The sequence below is a fragment of the Nocardioides sp. CCNWLW239 genome (assembly GCF_037137035.1).
In the GTDB taxonomy this organism is placed as follows: Bacteria; Actinomycetota; Actinomycetes; order Propionibacteriales; family Nocardioidaceae; genus Nocardioides.
The window spans coordinates 636,801-648,980 of record NZ_JBBBNW010000002.1; the positions used below are offsets into that span (position 1 = coordinate 636,801).

The 12,180-nt window shown below is 68.1% G+C and carries 13 protein-coding genes; 3 read left to right on the plus strand and 10 right to left on the minus strand.

The annotated features are described in order from the left end of the window. Position 1: 1 nt before the first annotated feature. The 8 genes from WBG06_RS09000 to WBG06_RS09035 form a co-directional block, all read right to left on the minus strand. The gene (locus WBG06_RS09000; protein WP_179660860.1) at positions 2-358 is read right to left on the minus strand and encodes an NADH-quinone oxidoreductase subunit A; all 357 of its coding nucleotides are present in this window, start codon (positions 356-358) and stop codon (positions 2-4) included. Positions 359-566: 208 nt separating this feature from the next. Further along, positions 567-1,631, minus strand: a complete 1,065-nt coding sequence (locus WBG06_RS09005; RefSeq protein WP_336736249.1) for a hypothetical protein — start codon at positions 1,629-1,631, stop codon at positions 567-569. 173 nt (positions 1,632-1,804) lie between these two features. Next, a complete protein-coding gene (locus tag WBG06_RS09010) occupies positions 1,805-2,872 on the minus strand; it encodes a hypothetical protein (protein ID WP_336736250.1) in 1,068 nt (355 codons plus the stop codon). 96 nt (positions 2,873-2,968) lie between these two features. Then, positions 2,969-3,619: an HD domain-containing protein gene (locus WBG06_RS09015; RefSeq protein ID WP_336736251.1), complete on the minus strand. Its 651-nt coding sequence runs from the start codon at positions 3,617-3,619 to the stop codon at positions 2,969-2,971. Continuing rightward, the gene (locus WBG06_RS09020; RefSeq protein ID WP_336736252.1) at positions 3,612-4,727 is read right to left on the minus strand and encodes a hypothetical protein; all 1,116 of its coding nucleotides are present in this window, start codon (positions 4,725-4,727) and stop codon (positions 3,612-3,614) included. Before WBG06_RS09020 ends, WBG06_RS09015 begins: the two co-directional genes overlap by 8 nt. A 74-nt stretch (positions 4,728-4,801) precedes the next feature. Beyond that, positions 4,802-5,479, minus strand: a complete 678-nt coding sequence (locus tag WBG06_RS09025; RefSeq protein ID WP_336736253.1) for an ankyrin repeat domain-containing protein — start codon at positions 5,477-5,479, stop codon at positions 4,802-4,804. A 19-nt stretch (positions 5,480-5,498) separates the two neighbouring features. Continuing rightward, positions 5,499-6,188 carry a demethylmenaquinone methyltransferase gene (locus WBG06_RS09030; RefSeq protein ID WP_336736254.1) on the minus strand — a complete coding sequence of 230 codons (690 nt, stop codon included), beginning with the start codon at positions 6,186-6,188 and terminating at the stop codon, positions 5,499-5,501. Positions 6,189-6,236: 48 nt separating this feature from the next. Next, a complete protein-coding gene (locus tag WBG06_RS09035; RefSeq protein WP_336736255.1) occupies positions 6,237-6,818 on the minus strand; it encodes a hypothetical protein in 582 nt (193 codons plus the stop codon). Positions 6,819-6,925: 107 nt separating this feature from the next. Between WBG06_RS09035 and WBG06_RS09040 the strand changes: the two genes are divergently transcribed. Genes WBG06_RS09040 through WBG06_RS09050 form a run of 3 tightly spaced genes read left to right on the plus strand, consistent with a single transcriptional unit; the run spans position 6,926 to position 9,185 of the window. Further along, complete coding sequence (locus tag WBG06_RS09040; RefSeq protein ID WP_336736256.1) at positions 6,926-8,215, plus strand: isochorismate synthase; 1,290 nt, start codon at positions 6,926-6,928, stop codon at positions 8,213-8,215. Positions 8,216-8,274: 59 nt separating this feature from the next. Further along, positions 8,275-8,907, plus strand: coding sequence for an MBL fold metallo-hydrolase (locus WBG06_RS09045; RefSeq protein ID WP_336736257.1), 633 nt, complete (start codon positions 8,275-8,277; stop codon positions 8,905-8,907). Next, positions 8,907-9,185 (plus strand): YciI family protein, encoded by a 279-nt coding sequence (locus tag WBG06_RS09050; protein ID WP_336736258.1) that lies wholly within the window; start codon positions 8,907-8,909, stop codon positions 9,183-9,185. The genes WBG06_RS09045 and WBG06_RS09050 overlap by 1 nt, the downstream gene beginning before the upstream one ends. Positions 9,186-9,576: 391 nt before the next feature. Here the strand turns inward: WBG06_RS09050 and WBG06_RS09055 are convergent, their stop codons facing one another. Then, positions 9,577-10,839 (minus strand): HNH endonuclease signature motif containing protein, encoded by a 1,263-nt coding sequence (locus WBG06_RS09055; RefSeq protein ID WP_336736259.1) that lies wholly within the window; start codon positions 10,837-10,839, stop codon positions 9,577-9,579. 326 nt (positions 10,840-11,165) lie between these two features. Then, positions 11,166-11,999: a GH25 family lysozyme gene (locus tag WBG06_RS09060; RefSeq protein WP_336736260.1), complete on the minus strand. Its 834-nt coding sequence runs from the start codon at positions 11,997-11,999 to the stop codon at positions 11,166-11,168. Positions 12,000-12,180 lie beyond the last annotated feature (181 nt).

Sequence of the window (12,180 nt, forward strand, 5' to 3'; positions counted from 1 at the left end):
GTCAGTCCCAGTCCAATCCGCCGCGGCGCCACACATAGGCGTACGCCACGAACACCGTCAGCAAGAACAGGCCCATCTCCGCGAGTCCGAACCATCCCATCGCGTCGAACCTGACGGCCCACGGGTAGAGGAAGATGATCTCGATGTCGAAGATGATGAAGAGCATCGCGGTGATGTAGTACTTCACCGGAAAGCGGCCGCCCAGCGCTTGTGGCGTGGCCTCGATCCCGCACTCGTAGGGATCCGCCTTGGCCTGGTTGGCGCGTCTCGGTCCCACGACCGAGCTCATGATCACCGAACCGACCGCGAAGAGCGTCGCCAGTCCCGCCAACGCGAGCACCGGCACGTACAGCTCCATCTCGCCTCCTACCCTGAGCGACCCACCCCTTCTTGAGACTTTGTGAATGGAATCACAATGTGGGCCAACTCACATCCTGCCACTCCTGCGACGGAATGCAAGTGGGTTGCCGAAATGGCGCGGCGCACTTTCTCGCCCTGGTCGAAATGCCCCCGCGCATCCGGCGGCAAACGCCTGCAGAGTCACGCCATGGCGGTGAAGTGGTGGGTCAGCGTCCGGGCCTGAAGGCCGGTGCCGGCGCGTCGAGGAACGCCCGCGGGATCACGACGATCCGCTTCTCGACATCGATCACCTGGGCCGGAGCTCCGTCGGCGTTCACCTGCAGGACTTCGTACGTCACGGTGTGCGCCGTCATCCGTCGCTGCCTGAGCCACCCGTGGTGCCACACGACTCTGCCCCACGGTCCCTGGATCTCGAGCGACTCGCCCACCGAGCCGACGACGGTGGCGCCGAGCGGATACATCCCTGTCATCCCGCCCTGCCCGCCGAACAGCTGGGACAGCGGTCCCAAGCCGGCGAGCACCGCAAGGTAGATCGCGCCTCGATAGAGGCCTGAGATCACGAAGATCGACACGACACCACCCAGGATTCCCGACGTCAGCAGGGGTGAGAGCCCGATCCGCTCCCGATACCAGGCGTAGACGAGCCGCCGTCGCATGGCCCGGTCCACCTCGATGCGTACTCCCGACAGCGGCGTCTCGACAGCCGTTCGGGCGCCCGCCGCCTCCAGCTCGCCCCGGATCAACGGGCCGATGAGCACGGCCGGGAAGTCGATCGATCCCACCAGCTCGTCCGGCCCGGTCGGGACGTAGGACGGGACCCGATGCCGCCAGCGTGGCTGTCGGCACCTCACCAGCACCGGCCCGATCTCGGCCCGGGCCAGCCGCGACCAGGGGTAGAAGGTCATCCGCGTGGACGTGCGTATCCCCAGGCCGCTCTCCGTAGCCCAAGCCGTGAGCACCGCCCCCACCGGCAGGTCACGCCGCACCGCGCCTCGCGCGGTCCACAGCGGCATCACCAGCTGGAGAACCAGAATCGTGCCTCCGAAGATCGCCGCCACTGCAACACCGAAGCCGTTGTCGATGATGCTCGCGCCTGGGAACAGCCACACCAAACAGAGCGCCCCCACCATCATCGGCGGCAGCACCAGCGCCGCGAACCAATAGCCCGGATTGCGCAGCCGCAGACCCACGAGTGCGCGCCTCAGCCGGCGCTGATCCTCAGCCGTGACAGTCCAGCTGGTCACCGAGCCCGGCACCGCATCCATGTCCACCAACGGCCTCCTCGACATCGCCGCAGCTCGGCTGCGGCAGCGTACTGGAGATCTGCGGAGGGATCTGGAGACCTGGGTCAGAACCCCGCACATGAGCGAAATTCCTCGTACGTCCCGAGCCCAGGTCGTGCCAGAACCCCATATGTGCGCGGATGTTGCCGGGTTGTGGCGGATCAGGCTTCGGCGCGGACAGCTGGTTCCGGCGCGTCGAGGAAGGCCCGCGGGATCACGACGATCCGCTTCTCGACGCCATTCGACTCGGCCAGCGTGCCATCGGGGTGCGCCTGCACCATCTCGTACGTCACGGTGTGCTTGGTCATCCGAATCGGTTTCAGCCATCCCGGAGGCCAGGCCACGCTCCCCCACGGACCCTGGACCTCGAGCCACTCGCCCGCGGAGCCGGTGACGGCGGCACCTATCGGATAGATCCCCGACATCCGCCGCTTCCCGGTGAGCCACCAGACGGGTAGGCCGAGCGTCGCCAGCGCCGCGAAGAAGAACACCCCTAGGAAGGAGCCGATGGCGAGCTGCATCGCGATGTTGAGGATCGTCACTGCCGGCAGCAGCCACGCCGCAACCCCGAACTGCGCTCGTATCCAGGCCCGGACGAGCCGCCACCGCAAGGCGCGGTCGACGACGGTCGGCACCCCGGCCATCGGGATCTCCGCGGGCTTCCGGTCCGCCCGCGCTTCCAGTTCGCGCCTGATCTCCGGCCCGATGAGCTGAGCCGGGAAGTCGATCGACTGCGCCACCTCGTCCGGCCCGGCCGGAAGGTACTCGGGGACAGTCAACGTCCTCGGGATCTTCTGCCGGCACCGCACGAGCACCGGGCCCGCCTCGACCTCCGTCAACCGCGACCATGGGTAGAAGGTGAGTCGGCTGCGCGTGCGCACACCCAATCCGCTTGCCGTCGCCCAGGCTGTGAGCGTGGTGCCGACAGGGAGCTCACGCTCTACCCGACGGCGTACGGTCACCAGCGGCATCGCCACATTGAGAGGCAGTATGAGGACCCCGAGTGCCACCGCAGTCGCGATCGCGAACGTGTCGCTGACGACCCCGCCGAACGCATCCTGCGCACCGAGCCAGACGAAACCCGACCCCAGCACCGGCACTGCCAGTGCCAGCAGCCAGTACGCCCCGCTTCGCACCCGCAGGCCCATCAGGGCCCGTTTGAGCCGCCGCTGATCGTCGATCGTGACGGTCCAGTCCGTCACCGAACCGGGCACCACATCCGCATCCACGGGCGGCCCTCCTCAGCGTCTCGGCCGGCAGGCCGGTCGCAGCGTACCGGATACCCCCGGAGGGAATGGCCGGATCACCCGATGTCGAGTCGGGACTCACTCGGAGTCGGGACGGATCCAGCCCTTGGCGAGACCTGCGCGGACGATGGCGTCCGTCGCCTGTCCCAGGGTGGTCGAGGCGGCGACGACGCCGGCCTCGCGGGCACGTACGCGGGACTCGGTGGCGCCCGGCATGCTCCAGGTGCCACCGCGGTTGATCCAGTTGAGGAGCATCGGCTCGAGGCGGTCCATCGCCTTGCAGAAGCGCGCCTCAGGGGTCTGCGCCGCCTCGAACTCGTCCCACAGCGCCCGGATCTCCCCGGCCTGGTCCGGCGGCAGCATCGCGAAGAGCCGGTCGGCGGCAGCCAGCTCGCGCTCGACCTGGTCGACGATCGCGGCAGGGTCGAAGACCGGGCTGTCGCCGGCGTAGATCTCGACCATGTCGTGGATGATCACGAGCTTGATCGCGTGCCCGACGTCGATCGGCTCGTCGGCGTACTCGGCCAGCAGCAGCACCATCAATGCCAGGTGCCAGGAGTGCTCGGCGTCGTTCTCGCGACGGTCGGCCGCGGCCAGCGGAGAGGCGCGCAGGATCGTCTTGAGCCTGTCGGCCTCCGCGATGAACTCCAGCTGAGCCCTCAGCCTCCCACCGATCTCGTCCGGGAGCGGGTTCAGGTCGATGATCAGATCCTCACCAGAGTCAGCCATGCCTCGACCCTCTCATCCTCCGGAAACCGCGGTTTCGACCGGGGGACGTCATGAGTCGCGCCACGATGTCGTCGGGAATCAACGGCGCGGGAATGGTCTCGCGAGCCGTCGGCCGGAGCACATTCGGATAGCTGAAGGCTGACCCCCGGATCCGAGACCCCTGAAGCATCCGCCAGGGAATCACCCGCTCGTCTCGCGCGGTCAGCAGCCTGATGCCGACGTCCTCGACCTGCAGCGACACGCTGAAGCCGACCGGGAAGAGCGACCTGATCTGGCTGCGGGTCGCCCGCCAGAGCGCCCAGATGCTCACCGCCACGAAGACCGGGACCAGAAGGTTCGTCGGATCCGTGCCATAGCCGTCGAGCGCCGCCACCACGGTCAGGTACGCCTGTCCCCCGAGCATGACAGCGGCAAGAATCAGCGCTGCCAGCATCCTCGGCTCGAGCACCAGCGTCATCCCGGCGTCACGCGCCAGCCTCCGTTGAGAGTCAGCGGTCACGACCCAGGTGCGGGCCGCGGTGACAGCAGTGCCGCGCGGGAATCCATGCCGTGACGCCACCGGTGTCGGGCCGACGACCGGGAGCCCGAGACGTACGAGCAGATCGTCTGCCACCAGCGCCCGCGGAACCCAGACGCTCGGGCGAGGCATCAGCCCAGGGAGGAACCGGTCGAGGCGCACGGCCTGCCGATCGATGAAGCCGAGAATCCCGGCGTTGCCGTGCGCACCGCCGATCTGGTCCCAGCGCCACGATGCCTCGCCGAGCGCGGTCGCGATCCGGAAGCCGCGGTCGTCCATCTCGGAGACGACGACCTTGCCGATCGGATAGGTAGCGGTGATCTGCTTGGCGATGACCGACCGGTGGGCGATGAGCCACATGCCCGAGAACAGGAGTGCCATCACCCCGAGTGCGGCCAGCCCGATCCGGTCCAGCCTGCCGATGGTTCCGGAGTCGTCGCTCAGCACCCACGGGACGATCAGCACGGACCAGCAGACGATGGCGATCAGCACGTGACGGAGCAGCGTTGCCCGCGTCCAGAGCGAAGCCCTTCTCGCCGACCGGACGAGTTGCCACTGCCCCTTCGGGGTGACGGCCCAGATGTGAACCACGTACGGAGTGTGGCGGACGGGGCCGCGGCGTACAGCGGAACTGGTGAACCCCGAGGGGTTTCCGGACGGGCTGGTTACCGGGTGGGCAGTGGGAGGGCGCGCTTGGTGCGGCTCACGTAGGCCGAGCCCTCGGGGCCGACGACGACGTAGGAGTCGCCGAGGCGGGAGCTGTATTCCAGGTGGGCGCGTCCCCAGAACATGCCGATCCGGATGCCGCCGTACATCCCCGGGGCGGTGAACCAGGCCTCGGCAGGGCCGCCCTCCTCGGAGATGAGCCGGATGTCGAACGTACGCAGCTGGTGGTCGCCGCGGAACTCCGCGGTCAGCTCGGCGAGGGTCGTGTTCACGTGCTGGTTGACGCCCTCGAGGTTGTCACCGAGCGGGGTGCCGGGACGGAAGGAGGGGTCGAGCATGTCGAGCAGGTGGTCGTGACCGCGGCGCTTGGCGAGCTGGTAGGGCGTCTCGCCGTGGGCCGTGGGCAGCGACCGGACACCGCCCAGCGAGAGCAGCTCCTGCACGGTCTCCCGCGGTGCACCGAGGTAGGCGGCGTGGTGGAGCGGCGTGAACATCGACTCGCCGCCGATCTTCCAGGTGTTGACGCCGACGGTGTAGTCGTTGCGTACCTGCGAGAGCGCGCGACGCCAGTCACCCTGTGCGGCCGCGTCGGTGAGCGAGTCCCTGGCCTTGACCGCTGCGGGGCCGTAGGCCTCGCGAGGCATCAAGATGCCGTCCCATGGCAACGTCGTGGTCATAGTTGAACTTTCGCAGAGATCAGGCGGTTCCGTGATGAAGTGCGACGATCCCGGCTGAGAGATTCGTCCAGGTCGGCGCCTTCCACCCCGCTGAGGCGAGCATGTCGGCGAGACCTGCCTGGTCGGGCCAGGCCCGGATGGACTCAGCGAGATAGACGTAGGCGTCCGGGGAGGACGATACCGCCCGGGCGACCGGCGGAAGCGCCCTCATCAGGTATTCCACGTAGACCGTCCGGAACGGCTTCCAGGTCGGGTGCGAGAACTCGCAGACCACGATCCGGCCGCCGGGGCGGGTGACCCGGCGCAGCTCGCGCAGGCCGGCCTCTGGGTCGACGATGTTGCGCAGGCCGAACGAGATCGTCACCGCGTCGAAGGTCCCGTCGCGGTAGGGCAGCCGGGTGCCGTCACCGGCCGTGAACGGCAGGTGCGGCTTCGCCTTCTTGCCGACCTGGAGCATCCCGATCGAGAAGTCGGTCGGGACCACCTCGGCGCCGGCGTCCAGGAACGGCTGCGACGAGGTGCCGGTGCCGGCAGCGAGGTCGAGCACGAGCTCACCCGGCTTGGGGTCGACGGCCTTGATGACCTCGCGTCGCCAGCGTCGGTCCTGGCCGAGGGAGAGTACGTCGTTGGTGAGGTCGTAGCGCTTGGCCACGGCGTCGAACATCCGGCGTACCTCGCCGGGCTGCTTGTCCAGATCTGCTCGGGTCACGGGCTGATTCTGTCTCAGGTGCTGTCTCGGGTTCCGTCAGGCCCGAGCTCAGGCAAGCTTCTCGAAGATCTCGTCGGCGTACTTCGCCGCGTCCTTCTTCGTTGCGGCGGTCGCCTGGACGGTCAGGTCGTCGGAGGCGTGAGAGCAGGTCGCCTGGGTCTGGCCGGTCTGCTGGTCGGCGCTGGAGTAGCACACGTTGTCGCCCACCTTGGAGACCTCGCCACCGCCGTAGTAGGCGCTGCCGTCTCCGGCGAAGGCACGGATCATCACGGACTTCTTCATGTCCTCGGTGATGTAGGTGCGCGTGGCCATCGAGAACCCGAGGGCGTCGGAGACGTTGCGGTCCTCGGTCTTCGAGCTGGCCGCGTTCTGCTTGATGAACAGGTCGAGCTGCTCCTCGGTCGCGCCCTGCTTCTTGATCGCCTCGAGGTCGTAGGAGGACTTCACGTCGGCCGGCTTGTAGCCGCCCGACAGCGTCTCCGGGAGCGCGATCTTCACACTGGAGTGGGATTCGGAGTCGCCAACCCACCGTGGCAGGCCAACGCCCAGCACGACGAAGAGGGCCAAGGCGATGATGCCGAGGGTGATGCCGTTCTCTGCGATGAACGACTGCTCTTTGTTGGTACTCACGCCAGGGCACGCTACAACCCATCTGGTGAAGGATGGCAACTGGGGCGTGATGCTGCATACATGACTTCGACTCGTCGCCGCCGACACCACGCCGATACGCTGGGGCTGTGAGTGAGTCAGAGCAGCGGTCCCTGGTAGCCACCACGGTGGCACTCGACGCAGGGTCGGAGACGCTCGACGACCTGCTCGCGCTGCTGCCCGCCCGCCGGCGGGTGCTGTCCTGGGTCCGCCACGGCGAGGGCCTGGTCGGCTGGGGCACCGCCGCCGAGATCCGTACGTCCGGGCCGGAACGGTTCGCGCACGCCGCCAAGTGGTTCGAGGAGCTCGTCGCCTCCTCCACTGTCTCGGACGCCGTGGGCGAGCCCGGCACCGGGCTCGTCGGCTTCGGCTCCTTCGCCTTCGCCGACCTGCCGGGCTTCTCCGTCCTCAAGGTGCCGGCGGTCATCGTCGGCAAGCGTGGTGACGCAGCCTGGGTGACCACCGTCGGCCCGGCCGCATCGCCCCCGCCTCCGTTGGCGCCGACGTCGCCGCCGGAGGCGCCGCGCGACGTCGTCTTCGCCGATGCCTACGTCGACGGCGAGCACTGGATGCGGATCGTCGCCGACGCCGTGTCCCGGCTCCAGGACGGCGATCCTTCGACAAGCTCAGGACATCGCCTCCGAAAAGTTGTCCTCGCCCGCGACCTGCTGGCCGCGGCCAGCGAGCCGATCGACATCCGCGCCGTGCTGCGGCGGTTGGCGGCTGCGTACCCGACCTGCTGGACGTTCCACGTCGACGACCTCTTCGGCGCGACGCCGGAGCTCCTCGTCCGCCGCGAGCGCGGCCTGGTCACCTCGCGCGTGCTCGCGGGCACGATCTGGCCCACCGGCGAGGAGGCCAAATCAAATGGAACCGGCGACCACGCCCTCGCCTCGTCGCTGGCCGAGTCGTCGAAGAACCTCGAGGAGCACGAGTACGCCGCCAGGTCGGTCGCCGACGCACTCGAGCCGCACTGCTCCTCGATGAACGTGCCCGAGGCCCCCTTCGTGCTCAAGCTCCCCAACGTGATGCACCTGGCCACCGACATCACCGGTGTGGCCAGCGACGGGGTGAGCTCGCTCGACCTGGCCGCCGCGCTGCACCCCTCGGCCGCGGTCGGCGGCACCCCTCGGGAGGACGCCGTCGCCCTGATCGCCGAGATCGAGTCGATGGAGCGTGCCCGCTACGCCGGGCCGGTCGGTTGGATGGACGCCACCGGCGACGGTGAGTGGGGCATCGCACTGCGCTCGGCCGAGATGATCGACGACCGCACCGCTCGCCTCTTCGCCGGCTGCGGCATCGTGGCCAGCTCCGACCCGGCGACCGAGCTGGCCGAGACCCAGGCCAAGTTCGTCCCCATCCGCGACGCTCTCTCCTGAGCTGTCCGGTCCCGAGAGGGGGCCTGCCGGAGTGTGCGGCCCGCGATAGATTCGGCGGCATGAGGATCACGAAGTTCGGCCATGCCTGTGTCCGGATCGAGCACGACGGGGCGGTGGTGGTCGTCGACCCGGGCGTGTTCGCCCAGCCCGAGGCGCTGGACGGCGCCACCGCGGTGCTGATCACCCACGAGCACCCCGACCATTACAGCCCGGCTCTCCTGGAGAACAGCGACGCCCCGGTCTACACCATCGGCGCCGTCGCGGCGCAGATCCTGAAGGGCGCACCCGCGGTCCACGAACGGACCACGGTCGTGAAGCCCGGGGAGTCGTTCGACGCCGGCCTCCCGGTCACCGCGGTCAACGAGAAGCACGCGGTGATCCACGAAGACATGCCCCACTTCGACAACTCGGGCTACCTGATCACCGCCGGGGACTCGAAGCTGTTCCACCCGGGCGACGCGCTCGATGGTCCCGGCCAGGCCGTGGACGTGCTCTTCCTGCCCGTCTCCGCCCCCTGGGCCCGCTCCGCCGAGCTGATCGACTTCGCCCGCGAGGTCGGCGCCTCCCGGACCGTCGCGATCCACGACCGGATCTACTCCGAGGCCGGATCGGGCGTCTTCGACACGCAGGCGGCCGCGCTGATCCCCGCCGAGCGCGGCTACGTACGCCTCGCGGACGGGGCTGACCTCTGATGGCCCTCGTCGCAGTGCTGTACGCCTACAACGACCTCCCGGACGTACGCGCCGAGCACCTCGACGCCCATCGCGGATTCCTGGCGAGCCAGGACAACCTGGTGCTCTCCGGCCCCACCTCGGACGGCTCCGGCCTGCTCGTCTTCGAGGGCGAGATCGCCGCGGTCGAGGCGACCGTCGACGAGGATCCGTTCCTCGCGGTCGGACTGATCAAGGAGCGCCGTGTCTTCGAGTGGACCCCGGTCCTCGGCTCCTGGAAGTCCCGGCTGGGGCTTTAGGGGGCGTTGGGGTCGGGTCCTTTGGAAACTCGGTGTTGGTCGTGTCGCTGGGGCTGGGCCGCCGACCCGTTGTGGATGGTGTTCTCGCCGGGTCCCGGAGTCAAGGACGGCCTGCGGCCGCCGGCTTCGCCGGTCGCCTTCGGCGATCCTGGACACCGGGACCCGCCGAGAGATTTGGCCGTATATCGGGTCGGCGGCGGGGTGTGGCGCGGATTCCTTTGGCTGGGTAGGTGCTTGGGGACTGGGGCTGGGGTCTCTCTTGGCCGGGGAATGTCTCGTCGGTGCTTTCACTAGCCGATGACACCTTGTGAAGCGTTCACAAGGGACGGACAGCAGGGAAACACCCCGACAGTCCGACCCTCCCCGGGCGGCAGCAACGCGGCGGGCAGGGTCAGGTGCGGCGGGTGAACCGGATCCGTCCATCCGGCAGCCGCTCGTGCCGGTAGTTCGGGTCATGGATCCGGCGATGATCCCGTGGGCACAGCAGCACCATGTTCGCGAGATCGGTTCTGCCGCCTTCGGCCCAGGGTTTCAGATGATGGGCCTCGGTCCAGGCGGCTGGCGCATCGCAGTCTTCTGCTTGGCAGCCCTTGTCCCGTAGCCGGAGTGCGCGGTGTTGGACCGGATGGGCCAGGCGGGCGGTGCGGCCGAGGTCCAGGACCTCCGAATCGGTACCGAGGACCACCGGGACCAGATCGGCGTTGCAGGCCATCTTGCGGGCCTCGGCGGCGGTGATCTTCTCGCCATCGAACCCGAGGGCGGCGGTGCCGAGCTCAGCACGGAGGTCGTCGATGCTCATCGTGATGAACACCGTGGTCGCATGCCCGCCATGCCTGGGGAGCTGGTCGACGTCGTAGGTCTCCACGATCCGGGCGAACGCCTGACCGAGGAGCCGGTCGTACGGGATGTGGCGGCCCTTGTCCTGGGCCGACCACTTCCGAGGTTGCGCCAGCGAGTCGACCATGGTCCGCAACCGCATGCCCACGGCACGGGAGACTCGGGCGTGGATGTCCACAGTGCCGTCGCCGTTGTCGCGGGAGGAGAAGAACGTCCGCCGGGCGGCACGCTCTTCCTCCCGCTGCAACGCTTTGGCCTCGGCGGCCTCGAACCGCTCCGGGTCGACCTCGGCCAGGATTCGTTTGCCGATGTTATTCAGTTCGTTGGCGGTGTGCACGGTGGCGTACTCGACCAGCAGCTTCTCCGCGAGGACGAGGTCCTCGATGCTGGCAGCCGGGTCGGCCTCGACGGCATCCAACGCTTTCGTGATCACGACAGCCTTGACCTGGGAAACCACGCCTTCGGCGAGACCGGCAGCGACGAGTTCATACTTCGCCACACCCGTGGCGAGCTTGATCTGAGCCCGGGCCTCGGCCTTGTCGACGAGCAGCTCGGTCAGCATCCACCCCGAAGCATCCTTGGCGCCGGTCTCCTCAGCGATATCACCAGCCACAGCAAGCACCCGCAGCTTTAGCGCAGCCTGCTGGGCCTGGAGTTTCTCCAGCCGCTCGAGGAGGTCTTTCTTCTGCTCGGTGCGCCAGTAGACAGGGTCGGTCGACAACAGCTCTTGGACGGCGGACTCGATGGACTGCAGGGCGGCGTCGATCGCGTCACCGGGGTGGGTGCCCCAGTGGTCGATGTCGCGCCCGAGACTCATCGCAGTTCCTTCCAGGAGTGCCTGCCTGATGCTCGATATTATACGCGACGACACCCCTGGAAGTCACCTGTTTCCGCAGGTCATCCCTGACTTTCGCGGTGAGCGAACGGCCTCAGCTTTCGTTGGCACACCCGGGCCGCCGCCCCGATAGCCAGCCAAATCTTTTCTCGACGGGGCCCGGTGTCAAGGACCGCGAAGCGGCCGGCGTAGCCGGCGGCCGAAGGCCGTCCTTTACTCCGGGCGCCGTCGAGAAGACCCTCAAAGAAGGGTCGGCGGCCCAGACCAGCCACCAAACCCCCCGAGCATGACAAGGTCAAAAGACAACCTCACCCCAAAGCCAACGCCCGAAGCCGATCCGACCCCCCGTTGAACGTGTCCTGATCCAACGGCGACGAGGTGTACTGCCAGAACGTGTAATATCCCCAACCCGCCGGCAGCGCGCCCGGCGTCGAGGCGTACCTCGCGATCCACAGCGGGTGAGCACTGGCGAACTGCGAGGTGTTGCCGGTGCAGGTCGTCCACCAGTCGGTGGTCGTGTAGATGACCGCGTCACGCCCGGTGCGGTAGCGGTAGCGGTTGAGGAAGGCCGCGATCCACGAGCGCATCGAGGCCTGGGAGAGGCCGTAGCAGGTGCCGCCGCTGTAGGGGTTGTACTCGATGTCCAGGACACCGGGCAGGGTCTTCCCGTCGGCCGACCAGCCACCGCCGTTGTTGACGAAGTAGTCCGCCTGGGCGGCGCCGCCGGAGTCGGACGGGTTGGCGAAGTGGTAGGCGCCGCGGATGAAGCCCTGGTTGTAGGAGCCGTTGTATTGCTGCGGGAAGTAGGTGCTGTTGCGGTAGTAGGTGCCTTCGGTCGCCTTGATGTAGGCGAACCGCTTGCCCTGGCCCCACCAGTAGGCCCAGTCGACGTTGCCCTGGTGGCCGGAGACGTCGATGCCGCTCACCGTCGCCTGCACGGTGATCGGAGTGTCTCCGGAGATGCTTCCACCCGTGGCGCGCGAGCCGGGGGTCGACCAGCCGACGTACGCCCCGTGCTCCAGCGTGACGCCGTGGGACCTCGCCTTCTGGGTGAGCTGTCGGTCGTCCTTCCCGGCGGCGCCGGCGGACTGGGTCGAGGAGAGGGAGATGGCGAGGAGGAGACCGGCGGCTATCGCGGTCACTCTCATGGATCTGCGGCGCAAAGGACTCATGGGACTGCCTTTCCCGAGGTGGAGAGTGCACTCACTGCACTGGGAAAACAGGATGCCGCAACCGATGTCCGCTGATGGCGGTTTTCCGGTAACCAAGTTACTCAACCAAATGGTTGACAAAAGCGCACGCGGCGACCTAGCCTCGTTATCA